The following is a 16302-nucleotide window of genomic DNA, read 5'->3' as shown; positions in this document are numbered from 1 at the left end:
CCGAGGGCGTGGGTGGGCCCACGCCGACCATGTTCCCGGGAAATCGCGTCAGCGATTTCCCGGGCCGGTCGGTGGGGCCTAGAGAACCTCGCGCAGGAAGGTTGCCGTGTGGCTCTCCTTGTTCTTGGCGAGCTTCTCCGGGGTACCGGTGGCGACCACGCGGCCACCGCCGGTACCGCCGTCGGGCCCCAGATCCACGATCCAGTCAGCGCTCTTGATGACATCGAGGTTGTGCTCGATGACGATGACGGTGTTGCCCTTGTCAACGAGCCCCTGCAGGACCAACAGCAGTTTGCGAATGTCTTCGAAATGCAGGCCGGTGGTGGGTTCATCGAGCACGTAGATGCTGCGACCGTTGGAGCGCTTCTGCAGTTCTGCAGCGAGCTTGACACGCTGCGCCTCGCCGCCGGAGAGCGTGGTGGAGGCCTGGCCCAGGCGAACGTAACCGAGTCCGACGTCGACCAGCGTGCGCAGGTGCCGGGCAATGGGGGTGAAGGCGGCGAAGAAATCGGCGCCCTCCTCGATGGGCATGTTCAGGACGTCGGCAATGGACTTGCCCTTGTAGTGCACCTCGAGGGTTTCGCGGTTGTAGCGGGCACCGTGGCAGACCTCGCAGGGCACGTAAACGTCCGGCAGGAAGTTCATTTCGATCTTCAGCGTGCCGTCACCGGTGCAGGCTTCGCAGCGCCCACCCTTGACGTTGAAGGAGAAGCGGCCCGGCTGGTAGCCGCGCATCTTGGATTCGTTGGTCTCGGCGAAGAGCTTGCGAATGTTGTCAAAAACGCCCGTATAGGTGGCCGGGTTGGAGCGCGGGGTGCGGCCAATGGGGCTCTGGTCAACGTGCACCACCTTGTCCAGGTGTTCCAGGCCGTCGATGCGCAGGTGGCGCCCGGCAACCTGCTTGGCGCCATTGAGCTTATTGGCCAGCACCTTGTACAGGATCTCGTTCACCAGCGTTGACTTACCGGAGCCACTGACACCTGTAACAGCTGTCAGGACCCCCAAAGGGAACTTCACGTCAATGTTGAGGAGATTGTTTTCACGCGCCCCGATCACGGCGAGCTCCCGTGCTTTGTCATACTTGCGCCGCTTGGCGGGCAGTGCGATGGACTTGCGCCCGGAGAGGTAATCACCGGTCAAGGACCGGGTGTTCGCCAACAGATCCGGCAGGGAACCTGAGTGCACCACTTCGCCGCCGTGCTCACCGGCGCCGGGGCCAATGTCAACGATCCAGTCGGCTTCCTTGATGGTGTCCTCGTCATGCTCCACCACAATGAGCGTGTTGCCCAAGTCCCGCAGACGTGTCAGGGTGCCAATGAGGCGGCGATTATCGCGCTGGTGCAAACCAATGGACGGCTCATCGAGCACGTACAACACGCCCACCAGACCGGAGCCAATCTGGGTGGCCAGACGGATGCGCTGGGCTTCGCCGCCGGAGAGCGTGGCAGAGGCGCGTTCCAGGTTCAGGTATTCCAAACCGACATCGAGCAGGAACTTCAGGCGGGCCTGGATTTCCTTCAGCACCTGGCTGGCAATCTGTGCTTCGCGGCCCGTGAGGACAAGGTTGGAGAGGAAGTCAAAGCAGTCGCGCATGGACAGGGCGCAGACCTCGGCAATGTTCTTGTCGTTGATCAGCACCGAGAGGGAGGCCGGGTTCAGCCGCGCACCGCCACAGGCGGGGCACGGAATCTGGCGCATGTACTCTTCGTAGCGGTCACGGGCGGAATCGGATTCGGTCTCGCCGTGCTTGCGGTGAATGTACTGGATGGCACCTTCAAAGCCGGTGCTGTATTTACGTTCACGGCCAAAGCGGTTCTTGTACTGAACCACTACCTTGTGGTCCTTGCCGTACAGGATGGCGGTGCGGGAATCGGTGTCCAACTTATTCCACGGGGTCTCCATCTTGAAGTCCAGCTCAGTGGCCAGACCTTCAAGGAGCCGGTTCCAGTACTCGGTGGTGGCTGTTCCCAGCGACCACGGAGCAATGGCGCCTTCGCGCAAGGACAGGAACGGGTTGGGAACTACCAGCTCCTCATCCACTTCCAGTTTGGTACCAATACCGCTACAGGCGCTGCAGGCCCCGAAGGGGTTGTTGAAGGAGAAGGAGCGTGGCTCAATCTCGTCAATGGCGAGCGGGTGCTCGTTGGGGCAGGCAAGGTTCTCCGAGAAGGAGCGGATCCGTCCGTCGTCGCCGGCATCAAGGTCCACCAGTTCCGCCAGCACACGGCCATCGGCCAGGCCCAGGGCGGTTTCCACAGAGTCGGTGAGGCGCTGTTGAATGCCATCCTTGACCACCAAACGGTCAACCACTACCTCGATGGTGTGCTTGAACGTCTTCTTCAGTTTGGGCGGATCGCTGAGCTGAACTTGCTCGCCATCTACCTTGGCACGCGAGTAACCCTTGGCTGTGAGCTCCTTGAACAGTTCAACGAACTCACCCTTGCGGTCACGAACTACGGGGGCCAATATCTGGAAGCGGGTACCTTCGGGCATTTCCAGCAGCTGATCCACAATCTGCTGCGGCGTCTGCTTGGCGATGGGCTCGCCACAAACAGGGCAGTGCGGCGTACCTACACGGGCCCAGAGCAGGCGCATGTAATCGTAAATCTCGGTGATGGTGCCCACCGTGGAACGCGGGTTCTTCGACGTCGACTTTTGATCGATGGATACTGCCGGGGACAGACCTTCAATGAAGTCAACATCCGGCTTGTCCACCTGGCCCAGGAACTGCCGCGCATAGGCGGAGAGGGACTCCACATAGCGGCGCTGACCCTCGGCAAAGATGGTGTCGAAGGCGAGAGAGGACTTGCCTGAACCGGACAACCCTGTGAAGACGATCATGGAGTCGCGGGGCAGGTCAAGGTCGACGTTGCGCAGATTATTCTCCCGGGCACCCTTGACAATCAGGCGTGACAAATCCGGGCGGGCGGCATTCACAGGTGTTGCTGACTGGGCCATTATTTCCTTCGCGTAGCAGTCCACGGCTGAGCCGCTGCACGTGGCGAGCGTCCGCCACATGGTGTGTTCCTACATGAGTATAATCGAATGTTCGTTCGAATGCCGGTTCCTCAACCGGCGCCCACGGCTCTGGAATTAGCCATTGTTGCGTTCCAGAGCGGCGGAGACAATGCGCAGAGCCTGAGTGCGTGGCATCCCCAAATCACGCACGACGGCGGCATAAGAGTCCGCGGCGTCGGCCACTTGGGCGGCAATCTTGTCACCCCCGGAGGCAATGGCCGTGCCGCTGCGCCCCGCTGTGATCACAATGCCTGCCTGCTCCAATTCCCGGTATGCCCGGGCAACAGTGTTGGCCGCGACCCCTAGATCTCCGGCCAGGGCACGCACCGAGGGCAGTTTGGTGCCCACCGCCAGCTCACCTGAAGAGGCTAGATCCAGAATCCGCAGCCTGACCTGTTCAAACGGTGGCACCGTCGATTCCAAGTCCAATCGCCACCTGCGCATCAATACATCCATGGAGTTCATGCCCGGCTCACCTCTTCCACCATTGGATCGCCAAATTGGCTCATATACAGATCGTAATAGAAACCCCTGTGAGCGAGCAGCACGTCATGGCTGCCCTGCTCAATAATGCGACCACTATCCATCACCAGTATGAGGTCGGCATCGCGAATAGTGGAGAGCCTGTGAGCAATAACAAAGCTGGTCCGGTTGGCGCGCAGCTTATTCATGGCTTGGCGGATCATGACCTCGGTGCGAGTATCCACGCTACTGGTGGCCTCGTCCAAGATCAGAATGCCCGGATTGGCGATCCAGGCCCTAGCAATCGTCATGAGCTGCCGTTGCCCCTGACTCAGCCCGCCGCCGTCGTCCGCTAGCACCGTGTCATAACCATCCGGGAGGGAACGGACAAAGTGATCCACATGCGTTGCCACGGCCGCTTCCACGATCTCCTCCTCGGTAGCACCCAGCTTGCCGTACGCCAGGTTCTCCCTGATGGTGCCACCAAAGAGCCACGCGTCCTGAAGCACCATGCCGAACTGGCTGCGCAGGTCATCGCGGCTGAGGTGGGCCGTGTTGACCCCGTCAACCGTGATGGTGCCAGAGTCAATCTCGTAAAAGCGCATGAGCAGGTTCACCAAGGTGGTCTTGCCGGCACCGGTAGGCCCCACAATGGCCACGGTCTCCCCTGGCTCGGCCACGAGAGAGAGGTCCTTGATGAGCGGCTCCCCCGGCTTGTAGCCGAAGTTGACGTGGTCAAACACCACGCGACCCTTGGGTTTTGCAAGCTTCGCGGCCGGGACGTGATCGGGCGTCTGTTCCGTGGCATCGAGCAAGTCAAAGACGCGCTCGGCGGAGGCAACACCAGATTGGAGCAAGTTGATCATGCTGGCAATCTGGGCCATGGGCTGACTGAATTGGCGCGAGTACTGGATGAACGCCTGCACGCTACCAATCGTGAGGACGCCCTGGGCGACCTGGATGCCACCAAGCACCGCAACCACCACGTAGTTGAGGTTGGAGATGAAGTTGGTGCTGGGCATGATGATGCCGGAGATGAACTGCGCCTTGGCGCTTGATTCATACAAGGAATCGTTGGAGACCCGGAACTTCTCGATGGCCTGCTTCTGCTGGCCGAAAGCCTTGACGATCTCGTGGCCCGTGAACATTTCCTCCACATGACCGTTGAGCTCGCCGGTGCTCTTCCATTGAGCCGCGAACTGCACCTGCGAGCGCTTAGCGATCATGATGGTGATGACGGCGATGATGGGCACCGTCACGAGGGAGATGCCAGCCAGTAGGGGCGAGATGGAGAACATCATGGCTAGGACGCCACATACCGTCAGGACGGCGATGAGGATCTGAGTCAGTGTCTGGTTCAGGGTTTGGGAGAAGTTGTCGATGTCATTGGTGACACGGGAAAGAACATCGCCGCGAGATTCCTCCTGGAAGTGCGACATTGGCAAGCGGTCCAGCTTCGCCTCGATGTCGCGGCGCAGTCTGTACATGGCTCGCTGGACAATCCCCGTGGTGACGAAGCCCTGACCCCAGTTGAAGAAGAAGGCCGCTATATACAGGCTCAGGACAATCACGAGTACCTGACCGAGGGCGGCCAGGTCCATGCCCTGGCCCGGCACCACGTTCATGGCGTTGAGCATATCCGCCAGTTGCCCCTGCCCCTGAGCGTGCAGCGCGGCAACGGCTTGGGCCTTGGTGGTACCGGCCGGGAACTGGCCGAGCATCTTGCCCACCACTCCGTCGAAGATGATGTCGGTGGCGTTGCCGAGGATCTTTGGGGCAACCACGGACAGCCCTACAGAGATTGCTGCCATGATCACCACCAAGGTGATGCGTAGCTTGTCCGGGGCCATAAGCCCCAAGATTCGTTTCAGGCTCGGGCCAAAAGATATGGCCTTTTGAGGTGGGCCCCCACCGCGGCCTCCGCGCATCATAGTCATGAGTGACCCCCTTTACTGCCAAAGTCTGCCCTATCGGTGTCCAACCCCGCACTGTCCAACGCCGGGGCGCCGGGGTCGTCGTCAGCTCCTAGCTGGGAGTTGACGATCTCTTGGTACGTGGGGCAGCTCAGCAACAACTGCTCATGGGTTCCTTGACCTACCAGCAGTCCCTCATCCAGGACCAGAATGTTGTCCGCATCCTTGATGGTGGCGACCCTTTGTGCCACCACCAGGACTGCCGCCTCTCGGGTTACCGGTTTCAGGGCGGCCCGCAGCTTCGCGTCAGTGGCGTAGTCCAGGGCTGAGAAGCTGTCATCAAAAAGGTAGACGGACGGTGAGGCCGCAATGGCGCGAGCAATACATAGCCGTTGGCGCTGTCCACCGGAGACGTTGGAGCCTCCCTGCTCTATAGGGGCGTCCAAGCCTTCCGGCATGTCCCGCACAAAGCCTGCGGCCTGCGCCGTCTCCAATGCATGCCACAGCTGATCGTCCGTAGCCTCCGGGTTACCCATGCGAATGTTGCTCGCCACCGTACCCGTGAATAAGTAAGCCTTTTGCGGTACCAGCCCAATGGAGCCACGCAGTGCGCTCAGCGTGACGTCCTTGATGTTGTACCCACCCAGCTCAATGCCACCCTCGGTGGCCTCCAAGAGTCTTGGCATGAGGTTCACCAGCGTGGACTTTCCGCTACCGGTAGAGCCAATGATCGCCGTCGTGCTTCCCGGAGAAGCCGTGAAGCTGACCCCGGAGAGGACAGGTGACTGCGCGCCAGGGTAGGTGAAAGTGGCATTTGTGACGCTGAGCCGGCCATCCAGCCGAGTGACGTGCACGGCGTTGGGCCCATCCACCACACTGGCTTCGGTGTTCAAGACCTCCATGATCCGTTCGGCGCTGACGGCTGCGCGCGGGATCATCATGAACATGAACATGGCCATCATGACGGACATGAGGATTTGCATAATGTAGCTCAGGAAAGCTGTCAGGGCGCCGATCTGCATGTCGCCGGCGTCAATGCGCTGCCCACCGAACCACAGCACACCCACGCTGGTTACATTGACCACGAAGAAGATGGTCGGGAACATCAGCGACATGAGCCGACCTGCCCGCAGCTGGGAGGAGGTGAGTGCTCCGTTGGCGGTGGCGAAGCGATCGGCCTCGTAGTCGCGGCGGCCAAAGGCACGGATGACGCTGATGCCGGTAATTTGTTCGCGCAGCACACCATTGATGTCATCGAGTTGGCGCTGAACTTTGCGGAACGTGGGGACCAGGACACGCACGATCAAGCCAATGGCGATGATCAGCACGGGCAGGATAACCAGCAACAACCCGGAGAGCGGAACATCCTGGGCCATGGCCAGCACGATCCCGCCAATACACATGATGGGCGCCATGACCATCATGGTGAAAGACATCAATGTCAGCATCTGTACCTGCTGGACATCGTTAGTGGTGCGCGTGATGAGCGACGGCGCGCCAATGATGCCCACTTCTTGGGAGGAAAACGTCTCCACTTTGTCAAAGAGGTCACGGCGGATGGCCCGTCCCACGCCCATGGCAAGCTTGGCGCTCAGATACGTTGCGGCGATGGCACACACCACCTGGCCTGCGGTAATGAGCAGCATCCACATGCCCAGATTCATGATGACGTCGGTCTGCCCCTTGACCACACCCTCGTCAATGATGTCGGCGTTGAGCGTGGGCAGGTACAGCGTGGCGAGGGTAGAGAGGAATTGCAGCACCACAATCGAAATCAATGACACCTTATGCGGTGCCAGATTACGGGCGATCAAGCGAAACAGCATCCATCCTCCTGACGGTTTCCCGAGCATGTTTTTAGTCCAGCTATTAAGCTACTCCTCGAAGCGTGAAATTGTCAGTTATCCGGTGCCTGTAAGTTTGCCGTGGCCGGGGGGACGCGCTCGCAGGCAAGGCTGTCACATGAATAGCCCGGTACGCAGCCCCCGGACCGGCAAGCTGGCTCCTCAACCACCTCGAGTGTCCACATAACGTACGCTCCGGGCCGATTTCGGGCTCCAAACGTACGTCAAGTGGACACTCGATCAGCGGAGCGGCGCTGCCCCAACGGAAAGGGACGGCGCTCGCGGGTTCGGGCAGCCGTCTAAGACCATCCGAACCAGCAAGCGCCGTCCCTTTTCCCTCAATCGTCCGGTAACCGGATATCCCGGCAACCGGATAATCGGGAGCGGTTTCCTAGGCGACTACCTGCCGCTTGGAGGAGATGACACCGGTATCGAAGCCGGCCAGGTGCAGGCCGCCGTGGAAGCGGGCGTGTTCAATCTTCACGCAGCGGTCCATGACCACCTCCATTCCGGCGGCTTCAGCCTTGGCTGCAACGTCCTCGTGCCAGGAGCCCAGCTGCAGCCACAGGGTCTTGGCCCCAACGGCAATGGCTTCATCCAGGACGGTGGGCAGATCATCATGGCGGCGGAACACATCCACCAGATCAGGAACCTCCGGCAAATCGGCCAGTGACTTGTACACCGGCTGGCCGAGGATCTCCGTTGCTACCGGGTTCACAAAATAGACCCGGTAGCGGCTGGAGGAGAGCAGGTAGGTGGCTACGAAGTAGCTGGCCCGTGACGGTTTATCCGAGGCACCCACAATGGCGATGGACTGCGTCTTGCGCAAGATGGCAAGGCGTTCGGGGGCGGAAGGGCCAACCCACGTGCGTTCTGGCGTGTTAGCGGTGCTCATGCGTTTGCTCCGATCGTGCAGGACGGTGCGGTGTCCTCATCAGTAGCCTGCGCATCAGCAGCGCTACTTGCGATGAACTCCTGGGCTACTGTCAGTGCCTGATCAAGGTCCCACAGGATATCGGCCAGATCTTCCAGACCAATGGAAATGCGAATCAAGTCCTCGGGGACCCCTGCTGCTTCAAGCTGCTGCGCTGTGAGCTGCTGGTGTGTGGTGGAACCCGGGTGCAGCACCAAGGTGCGTGAATCACCAATGTTGGCCAAGTGGCTGGCCAACTGGAGAGAGTCGATGAACTTCTTCCCGGCAGCACGTCCCCCGCGCACACCGAAAGCGAACACGGAGCCAACACCCTTGGGCAGGTAATGCTGTCCACGCTCAAAGTGCGGGTGACTGGGCAATCCGGCGAACTGAACCCAGGACACGCGCTCGTCTGCTTCAAGCCAAGCAGCTACAGCGGCGGCGTTGCGCAGGTGCTCATCCATGCGCTGCGGCAGTGTTTCTACGCCCTGCAGCAACTGGAAAGCGGACTGCGCCGAGAGTGCCGGACCAATGTCGCGCAACTGCTCCGAGCGCAGCTTGGTCAAGAAACCGTACTCGCCAAAGTTGCCCCACCAGGACACGTTGCCGTAGGAGGCTACGGGTTCGGTCATGGATGGGAACTTGCCGTTGCCCCAGTTGAAACGACCGGATTCCACCACCACACCACCCAGGGTGGTGCCGTGCCCGCCAAGGAACTTCGTGGCCGAGTGGATCACGATGTCGGCACCGAATTCGATGGGCCGGATCAGGTACGGGGTGCTCAGGGTGGCATCAACCACCAACGGCACTCCGGCTGCATGGGCCACGGTGGCCAGTCCCTCAAGATCGGCAATGTCGCCGGAGGGGTTGGCAACAATCTCCGTGTAAACAGCCTTCGTGTTCTCTTTGATCGCGGCGGCAAAATCGGCCGGATCATTGGAATCGATGAAGGTGGTGTCCACACCGAAGCGGCGCAGCGTGACATCGAGCTGAGTGATGGTTCCGCCATACAGCTTGGAGGAGGCCACGATGTGGTCCCCGGCCCCTGCCAGTGCGGCAAAGGTGACGAATTCGGCAGCCATGCCCGACGCCGTTGCAACAGCACCGATGCCACCCTCCAGAGAAGCGATGCGCTCCTCAAAGGCGGCAACGGTGGGGTTGCCAATGCGTGAGTAAATGTTGCCGTACTTCTGCAGCGCAAAGAGGTTGGCGGCGTCGTCGGTGTCTTTGAACACGAAGGAAGTGGTCTGGTAGATGGGCACCGCGCGGGCGCCGTGCTCGGAGTCGGGTGTGCCGCCGGCGTGTAGGGCGCGGGTGCGGAAACCGAAGGAATGTTCAGTCATTAGACGCTTACCTTGTCAAAGTTGGTGATGGGCAGCAGCGACGTGTCCAGCTCGGTGCCGTGCTTGCGAGCCAAATCGGCTTCCAGTTCGCGCACAATGGGCATGACGTCGCGACCAAATGCGGCTGTTTCTTCCTGGAAGTGCAGGTAGCCGGTCAGCAGCAGGTTTACGCCGCGCTTCTTGTACTCCACGATGCGGGTGGCGATTTGCTCGGGGGTGCCGATCAGTTCGGTCTTGAAGCCGTCGTTGTACTGGATCAGGTCCTCGAAGGAGGAATCTGCCCACATGCCCTTGCCATCCTTGGTGGAGGCGCCGGCTTCCTTGACGGCGGCGGCAAAGCCTTCCACGGCCGGGCGGTGTGCCTTGGCTACGATCTCGCGCAGGGTCTCGCGGGCCTCCTTCTCCGAGTCGCGAGCAATGACGAAGCCGTTGAGGCCAAAGCGTGGTTTGCGGCCGGACTCGGCAGCTGCGGCCAACACGCCGTTGACGTTTTCGGTGTAGCCCTCAAGGGTGCGGCCATTGGAGAAGTACCAGTCAGCTACGCGGCCAGCCGTTGCCTGGGCGGCTGTGGAGTTGCCGCCGAAGAAGATCTCCGGGTGGGGGCGCCCGGGCACGGCAACGGGTGCCGGATTGAGGGTGAAGTTATTGATGTTGTAGTACTTGCCGGCCTGCGAGTATTCCTTCTCCGTCCAGAGTCCGCGCAGCACACGGATGAATTCCTCGGTGCGGACGTAGCGTTCGTCGTGCTCCAGCCAGTCGAGACCAAAGTTGACGAACTCGTCCTTGAGCCAGCCGGACACAATGTTCACGGCGGCGCGGCCGTTGGAGAGGTGATCGGCGGTGATGATGAACTTGGCCAATACGCCGGGGTGCCACATGCCCGGGTGGACTGCGGCGATAACCTTCAAGCGCTCCGTCGCACCGAGCAGGGCGAGGGAGAAGCTCGTGGCCTCGTGCTGCTGATCGGCTCCGTAGGAGGCCGCGTAGCGGGTCTGCGTCAGGGCGTACTCGAAGCCGCTGTTCTCAGCGATTTGAGCCAGCTTCTTGTTGTACTCGAAACTCCAGTCGGTGCGCTGCTCGATGGTGCTCACCACGAGTCCACCGGAAACGTTGGGCACCCAATAGGCAAATTTGAGCGGGGTGGCGAGGTCTGCAATGTTAACGGGAGCGATACTCATGAGTGATCCTTCTTTTTGTACTGGGTAACGGCGGCTATAATTCCGGCCATTGATTCTTCGTTTTGCAGCGAGGTGGCATCGCCCAAAGGCGTCTCCTCAAACATTTGGGTCAGCAGCCGTCGCATGATTTTCCCGGAACGGGTCTTGGGAACATCGGGAACGACGACGACGGCGGCTGGCTTGGCGATGGGCCCAATCTTGTGTGCCACGTGGGCACGCAATTGCTCCTGAACTTCCGCGGTGGAGTGCGATTCGGTGTCCGCCAGGACCACGAAGGCCACCACGGCGTGGCCAGTCAGCGCATCCGTCACCGGAGTGACACCAGCTTCAATGACATTGGGATGAGTGATCAGTGCCGATTCGATTTCGATGGTGGAAAGCCGGTGACCGGAGATGTTGATGACATCATCAATGCGGCCCAGGATCCAGATATGACCGTCGGCGTCATACCGGGCGCCGTCGCCAGCGAGGAAGTAGCCTTGCGCCGCGAACTTACGCCAGTAGGAGTCCAGGTAGCGCTGCGGGTTTCCCCACACCGTCCTGGCCATAGCCGGGCCTATCCCGTCAACCACAATCAAACCCTGGACATCGTGCGCAACGTCCGTTCCGGCGTCGTCCACGATCCGCACACTCACGCCCGGCATGGCGCGGGAGGCACAGCCTGGTTTGAATTCGGTGTCATCGGGGCGCGGGGAGAGGATGGTAGCTCCGGTTTCTGACTGCCACCACGTGTCAACCATGGGCAGGGTGCCACCGCCGAGTTGATCGCGGAGCCAGTTCCACGCCTGTGGGTTGACGGCCTCGCCGACGGTTCCGAGCAGGCGCAGGGAGGACAGATCATGGTGGGCCGGGACGCCGTCGGGGAACCAGCCCATGAGGGAGCGGACTAGGGTGGGCGCCGTGTAGTAGCTGGTGACACCGTAGCGTTCAATGATGTCAAAGTGGCGGCCGGGGTGCGGGGTGTTGGGGGTGCCTTCGAAAATGACTTGGCTGACGCCGTTGCTCAGGGGTCCGTAGATTTCGTAGGTGTGCGCTGTGACCCAGGCAAGATCGGCCGTGCACCAGTGGACATCCTGATCGCGCAAAGCAGGATCAGGATTGCTGAACAGCAGTTCGTGACTGTAGGACGCTTGGGTGAGGTAGCCGCCGGTGGTGTGGACCAGCCCCTTGGGCTGGCCCGTGGTGCCGGAGGTGTACATGATAAACAGGGGGGTCTCGGCGTCGAAGTACTCGGCCGTGTGCTCCGTGCTGGCTTGTCCGAGCGCGTCATGCCACCAGATGTCCCTGCCCTCGGTCCACTCAATGTCGGAGCCTGTGCGGCGAACCACCAGGACGTGTTCAATCGAGTTGTCCCCCGCCACGGCGGCGTCTGCGTTGGCTTTCACTGGAACGGCTTTGCCGCGGCGGAACTGGCCGTCGGTGGTGACGAGAAGCTTGGCTCCGGTGTCTTCAACGCGGAACTTCAACGCTTCGGCTGAGAACCCACCAAAGACGAGCGAGTGGACGGCGCCAATTCGCGCCACCGCCAAGGTGATGATGATGGTTTCGGCAATGACGGGGAGGTAGATGACCACGCGGTCACCCTTGCCGATACCCAGGGCGATCAGCGCGTTAGCGGCCTGGCACACCTGATCTTGGAGTTCCTTGTAGGTAATGGAACGCCTATCCCCGGCTCACCCTCGCAGAACAGCGCCACCTTGTTGCCGTTGCCGGCGTCGACGTGCCTGTCAACGCAGTTGACAGCCGCGTTGAGCTTGCCTCCTGCAAACCACTCGATGTGCGGAACCTGCAGATCACCGGTGACAGGGTTCATGGCCGGCTCAAAGCTGTGGTCGGTGTGCCAGGGCTGCGCCCAGTCAAGCCGCTGGGCTTGCTCGGCCCAGAAGTTCACCCTGGCCGCGTCTTCTTCGGAACGCACAGTCCTGGCGGTGGGGGCAATGCTGGTGGTACTCATAAAAACTCCATCAATCCTGGCTGTTGCAGCCGCCTGGGACAGGCGCCTGTCAATACCTCCGCGTGCAGGCGTTAGGGTGCGCCATCATGGGTCCAGGTTTCTTGGTTGCAAGAAATATTTCTTCATAACTAGACCTCACAATCGTGTTACTTGCCAAATTTTCGGGTCATAAATGGTCACCATGTGGAACGAATGCAGCAGTGAGCCACATTTCGTCACCTAAAATCGTCCATTAGTTCGCTGGGATGATAGTTTTCACTCATGACAGCAGCCGCAGTCCAGGCCCATTCTGGCCGTAATGAAGGAGTACCCATGTCGCAGTCAACCGTTTTCGCAGAGCCAGAGCAGGCCAACCATCACGGTTTCTCAGACATGCTCAGCGCCGATGACTTCAAATCTGCGTTCCGGAACCATCCTGCCGGTGTTGCTGTCATCACCGCTGACATCGGGAACGGCCCTGTTGGGCTGACGGCAACCTCAGTTATTTCCGTGTCAGCCAATCCGCCTTTGGTGGTATTTTCCCTGTCCTCAGCATCGTCGTCGACTCCGACGATCAAGCAGGCCGAGACTGTGGTCATCCACCTTTTGGGTGCCGATCAGATCGGCCTGGCCAAGAATTTTGCCACCAGCGGCATTGACCGGTTCGCCGATACGTCCATCTGGTCGCGTCTGGTGACCGGGGAGCCGGTGCTGCCATCGGCTAACGCGTGGATGCGTGGCCGGATTGTCAACCAGATGGATGCCGGCGATTCCACAGTGGTTGCCGTCCAGATTTTGCAGGTGGATCTGCCCGGTGAATCCAGCCGCACAGCGGAACAAGCCCGCCCGCTGGTCTACCACGACCGCACCTGGCACTCCTTGAGCGAAACGTCGGTAGTCCAGTAGCACCCACCGCACCAAAGCTGCCACCGGCATTAAAGTAGTCATCATGAGTATTCAGACAGATGTCATTGTCATTGGCGCCGGTGCCATGGGTTCGGCCGCAGCTTTGAGCGTTGCCCGTCAAGGTAAATCCGTGGTGGTGCTGGAACAGTTTGCCGCGGGTCACACGATGGGTGCATCGCACGGTGAAACCCGCAATTTCAACACGGCCTATCAAGATGCTGTGTACCTGAAGTTGGTTCGCGAAGCCCGTGGACTTTGGGATGAACTGGAGCAAGAGACCGGTCTGAAACTCTTGGACCTGGTAGGTCTGGTCAACCACGGTGACATCCAAGCACTCAAGCGTACCCACGCTGCTCAGCAGAACTTTGGCCTGGAGAGTTTTTTCCTCTCCCAACAAGAGGCAACGGAACGCTGGCAAGGCATGCGGTTTCGCGGCGAGGTGCTGTACGTTCCGGACGCCGGCAGGGTCCGGGCCGCCACGGCACTGCAGGCTCTACGGCAAGCAGCCGAATCCCGCGGTGCAACCTTCCACTACACAACGCCCGTCCGCGATATCACCGTCTTGAGCCAGGACTTAGTCTCGGTTGCCGCTGAGGCCGAGGAATACCGGGCCCCACGCGTCATCGTCACGGCCGGGGCCTGGACCCGTAAGGTACTGACTGGATTGGTGGAGCTCCCCGTCTGGTGGTCACACAGGAACAGCCAGCCCACTTCCGCCTGCTCAGCGACGGTGTCAGCGACGATCTGCAGTGGCCAAGCTTTAACCACAATCCTGATCCGGGTGTCGCAGCCGATGACTATTGGTACAGCCCGACCTACGGCATGCTGACCCCGGGGGAAGGGATTAAAGTCGGCTGGCACGGTGTTGGTCCCGTGGTGGATCCGGATGCGCGGGATTTCACCGCGGAGGCCACGCAACTTGATGCGCTGCGCCGCTACGTGCGCGAGTGGTTCCCCGGCTTGGATGCCGAGCAGTGTGAACCCATCAGTTGCACCTACACGTCAACCGATTCCGGCGACTTTATCCTGGATCGCTTCGGCCCTGTGGTGGTGGGCGCTGGTTTCTCAGGTCATGGTTTCAAATTCACGCCGGCCATTGGCAGGGTTCTGGCCGATCTTGCTGATGGCGTGGCCGCCCCTGAGCTCTTTCGGGTGCCTCGCCAACACTGAAAACTCGGCCTCCGAGCGGACTCAGCCGTAAACTTCGAACGCCACGGCGCCGCCGGCAGTCACCATTTCTATTTGCTTCCGTGCCTGTTCCTCCACCGGTACATCGCTGAGGGCGCGGAGGTATTCGCGGTGTTCAGCCAAGGAAGCGACGGCCTTGTCAATGCTCATGGCCGTCACTGCTTGGGTGTGCGTAGGCTGCGGTGAACTGATCGCAACCCAGCGGACCTTGTGGCGGGACAGGCCTTCGTCGAGCAATTCCGGGAAGATCCATTCGTTGTCTGCGTCCCCAACAGCATCCAACACCGCGCGGCCCACAGCCCTGTGATCGGCGGAGTTCCATTGGCCCGGACCCCATTCATCCCGGTGGTTCAGGGTCAGCACCACCTCTGGCCGGGCGCGGCGGATCTCCCGTGCAAAGTCTCGGCGCAATGCCAGGCCCTCCTCAATCCGTCCGTCCGGATGATCGAGAAATACTAGATCCGTGACGCCCACCCGGGCGCAAGCATTCTGCTGTTCCAGGGACCTCAGCGGGCCGGACTCCCCCGGCGACATGCCAGCAATCCCGGCCTCACCACGGCTGGCCAGCACATAGCTGACCTCTTTGCCCGCCGCCGTCCACTGTGCCACCGCAGCGCCCATTCCATATTCGGGGTCATCTGGGTGCGCTACCAGAACCAGGGCCCGCTGCCAGTCCTGTGGAAACTGCTCAAGAACCGTCATTGTTTCTCTCCCACCATGAAAATCCGCCTAAACTCAAAGTTGCTGCCATACTCGCCAGCGGGATAGGCCTTGGCCAGCAATGCCGCGTACTCATGTTCGAACGCCATTGCTTCGCTAAGAGACAGCGCACCTAAAACGGGCCTCAGCGCCGTACCTCGAACCCACTCCAGTACCGGGTTTTTGCCCTGCAGTAGGTGGCTGTACGTTGTCTCCCACACGTCCACCCTAGCCCCGCAGCTCAGGAACAGCTCCTGATAGAGGGCAGGTTCGGCCACAGCGTCTTCGTGCCGCAGGACCCCGCCAAGCTGCTTGCGCCACCGGGGACTTTCGGCCAGTTCTCGCATCAAGACGTGCGACGGCGCCCCAAAGTTTCCTGGCACCTGCACTCCCAGCCACGCGCCAGGGTGCATGGCCGCCAACCAGCCCGCCATGAGTTCGCGGTGTTGCGGGATCCACTGCAGTGCAGCATTGGAGACGATGACATCAGTATCGGATGTGGGCACCCAGGCGGCAATGTCGCCTTGCACAAAAGCGAGCCCCGGCGCGATGTGTGGGCTGGCAGCCGAGGGGGTGCCGCCGTCGTCCGCCGAATGAGTAGGCGCAGCGGAAGCACCGGCCCCAGTGGACCTGGACCCAGTGGAAGCGGCGGGGATCAACGCCCGCGCCTGCGCCACCATGGCGGCCGAACTGTCCAGGCCCAGCACGGATGCCTGCGGCCATCGCTGCGCCAAGGTGGCCGTCAGGTTGCCCGGGCCGCAGCCAAGATCAACCACTCGCGCGGGCGCCACAGCCCCAATGCGGGCGGTGAGATCGAAGAACGGCCTGTCGCGGAAATCGCCGAACTTACGGTACTGAGCTGGTTCCCACAGAAATGGCTGATCCGTCATGGCGTTATCCTGCCA

Annotated in this window: 12 protein-coding genes and 1 pseudogene; 3 read left to right on the top strand and 10 right to left on the bottom strand. The window is 60.9% G+C overall.

Features of this window, described 5'->3' with window-relative positions:
* Nucleotides 1-78: 78 nt before the first annotated feature.
* The 8 genes and pseudogenes from uvrA to acs all read right to left on the bottom strand — a co-directional run bounded on the left by uvrA (nucleotide 79) and on the right by acs (nucleotide 12625).
* A complete protein-coding gene (gene uvrA, locus AS189_RS10975; RefSeq protein ID WP_062288660.1) occupies nucleotides 79-2958 on the bottom strand; it encodes an excinuclease ABC subunit UvrA in 2880 nt (959 codons plus the stop codon).
* 135 nt (nucleotides 2959-3093) lie between these two features.
* Entirely contained in the window at nucleotides 3094-3483 is a 390-nt protein-coding gene (locus AS189_RS10970; RefSeq protein WP_237759821.1) for a GntR family transcriptional regulator, read from the bottom strand.
* Nucleotides 3480-5417 carry an ABC transporter ATP-binding protein gene (locus tag AS189_RS10965; RefSeq protein WP_062288657.1) on the bottom strand — a complete coding sequence of 646 codons (1938 nt, stop codon included), beginning with the start codon at nucleotides 5415-5417 and terminating at the stop codon, nucleotides 3480-3482. The genes AS189_RS10970 and AS189_RS10965 overlap by 4 nt, the downstream gene beginning before the upstream one ends.
* On the bottom strand, nucleotides 5414-7219 hold the full coding sequence (locus AS189_RS10960) for an ABC transporter ATP-binding protein (RefSeq protein WP_082634231.1): 1806 nt from the start codon (nucleotides 7217-7219) through the stop codon (nucleotides 5414-5416). Before AS189_RS10960 ends, AS189_RS10965 begins: the two co-directional genes overlap by 4 nt.
* Nucleotides 7220-7628: 409 nt before the next feature.
* Nucleotides 7629-8132: a CoA-binding protein gene (locus AS189_RS10955; protein WP_062288653.1), complete on the bottom strand. Its 504-nt coding sequence runs from the start codon at nucleotides 8130-8132 to the stop codon at nucleotides 7629-7631.
* Nucleotides 8129-9493: an O-acetylhomoserine aminocarboxypropyltransferase/cysteine synthase family protein gene (locus AS189_RS10950; protein WP_062288650.1), complete on the bottom strand. Its 1365-nt coding sequence runs from the start codon at nucleotides 9491-9493 to the stop codon at nucleotides 8129-8131. Before AS189_RS10950 ends, AS189_RS10955 begins: the two co-directional genes overlap by 4 nt.
* Entirely contained in the window at nucleotides 9493-10671 is a 1179-nt protein-coding gene (gene sfnG / locus AS189_RS10945) for a dimethylsulfone monooxygenase SfnG (RefSeq protein ID WP_062288648.1), read from the bottom strand. Before sfnG ends, AS189_RS10950 begins: the two co-directional genes overlap by 1 nt.
* A pseudogene (acs, locus tag AS189_RS10940) lies at nucleotides 10668-12625 on the bottom strand (acetate--CoA ligase). The gene sfnG and the pseudogene acs overlap by 4 nt, the downstream one beginning before the upstream one ends.
* Before the next feature lie 312 nt (nucleotides 12626-12937).
* On the opposite strand from acs, the gene AS189_RS10935 reads away from it, so the two are divergent.
* The 3 genes from AS189_RS10935 to AS189_RS21005 are packed head-to-tail and all read left to right on the top strand — an operon-like array spanning nucleotide 12938 to nucleotide 14680.
* Nucleotides 12938-13510, top strand: coding sequence for a flavin reductase family protein (locus AS189_RS10935; protein ID WP_062288646.1), 573 nt, complete (start codon nucleotides 12938-12940; stop codon nucleotides 13508-13510).
* A 43-nt stretch (nucleotides 13511-13553) separates the two neighbouring features.
* A complete protein-coding gene (locus AS189_RS10930; RefSeq protein ID WP_272946723.1) occupies nucleotides 13554-14339 on the top strand; it encodes an FAD-dependent oxidoreductase in 786 nt (261 codons plus the stop codon).
* Nucleotides 14333-14680 carry an FAD-dependent oxidoreductase gene (locus AS189_RS21005; protein ID WP_272946722.1) on the top strand — a complete coding sequence of 116 codons (348 nt, stop codon included), beginning with the start codon at nucleotides 14333-14335 and terminating at the stop codon, nucleotides 14678-14680. The genes AS189_RS10930 and AS189_RS21005 overlap by 7 nt, the downstream gene beginning before the upstream one ends.
* Nucleotides 14681-14701: 21 nt before the next feature.
* Here the strand turns inward: AS189_RS21005 and AS189_RS10925 are convergent, their stop codons facing one another.
* Together AS189_RS10925 and AS189_RS10920 are read right to left on the bottom strand one after the other, a co-directional pair.
* Nucleotides 14702-15400: a PIG-L deacetylase family protein gene (locus AS189_RS10925; RefSeq protein WP_062288643.1), complete on the bottom strand. Its 699-nt coding sequence runs from the start codon at nucleotides 15398-15400 to the stop codon at nucleotides 14702-14704.
* Nucleotides 15397-16287, bottom strand: a complete 891-nt coding sequence (locus AS189_RS10920) for a trans-aconitate 2-methyltransferase (protein ID WP_062288640.1) — start codon at nucleotides 16285-16287, stop codon at nucleotides 15397-15399. Before AS189_RS10920 ends, AS189_RS10925 begins: the two co-directional genes overlap by 4 nt.
* Between the last annotated feature and the right edge of the window lie 15 nt (nucleotides 16288-16302).

The sequence above is a fragment of the Arthrobacter alpinus genome (assembly GCF_001445575.1).
Taxonomy (GTDB): domain Bacteria; phylum Actinomycetota; class Actinomycetes; order Actinomycetales; family Micrococcaceae; genus Specibacter; species Specibacter alpinus_C.
This window is presented reverse-complemented; position numbering and strand designations above follow the sequence as displayed.

Bases quoted from the DNA above. Each gene is read 5' to 3' on its own strand.
- uvrA (WP_062288660.1), bottom strand. From the start codon at position 2,958: ATGGCCCAGTCAGCAACACCTGTGAATGCCGCCCGCCCGGATTTGTCA.
- AS189_RS10970 (WP_237759821.1), bottom strand. From the start codon at position 3,483: ATGAACTCCATGGATGTATTGATGCGCAGGTGGCGATTGGACTTGGAA.
- AS189_RS10965 (WP_062288657.1), bottom strand. From the start codon at position 5,417: ATGACTATGATGCGCGGAGGCCGCGGTGGGGGCCCACCTCAAAAGGCC.
- AS189_RS10960 (WP_082634231.1), bottom strand. From the start codon at position 7,219: ATGCTGTTTCGCTTGATCGCCCGTAATCTGGCACCGCATAAGGTGTCA.
- AS189_RS10955 (WP_062288653.1), bottom strand. From the start codon at position 8,132: ATGAGCACCGCTAACACGCCAGAACGCACGTGGGTTGGCCCTTCCGCC.
- AS189_RS10950 (WP_062288650.1), bottom strand. From the start codon at position 9,493: ATGACTGAACATTCCTTCGGTTTCCGCACCCGCGCCCTACACGCCGGC.
- sfnG (WP_062288648.1), bottom strand. From the start codon at position 10,671: ATGAGTATCGCTCCCGTTAACATTGCAGACCTCGCCACCCCGCTCAAA.
- AS189_RS10935 (WP_062288646.1), top strand. From the start codon at position 12,938: ATGTCGCAGTCAACCGTTTTCGCAGAGCCAGAGCAGGCCAACCATCAC.
- AS189_RS10930 (WP_272946723.1), top strand. From the start codon at position 13,554: ATGAGTATTCAGACAGATGTCATTGTCATTGGCGCCGGTGCCATGGGT.
- AS189_RS21005 (WP_272946722.1), top strand. From the start codon at position 14,333: ATGCTGACCCCGGGGGAAGGGATTAAAGTCGGCTGGCACGGTGTTGGT.
- AS189_RS10925 (WP_062288643.1), bottom strand. From the start codon at position 15,400: ATGACGGTTCTTGAGCAGTTTCCACAGGACTGGCAGCGGGCCCTGGTT.
- AS189_RS10920 (WP_062288640.1), bottom strand. From the start codon at position 16,287: ATGACGGATCAGCCATTTCTGTGGGAACCAGCTCAGTACCGTAAGTTC.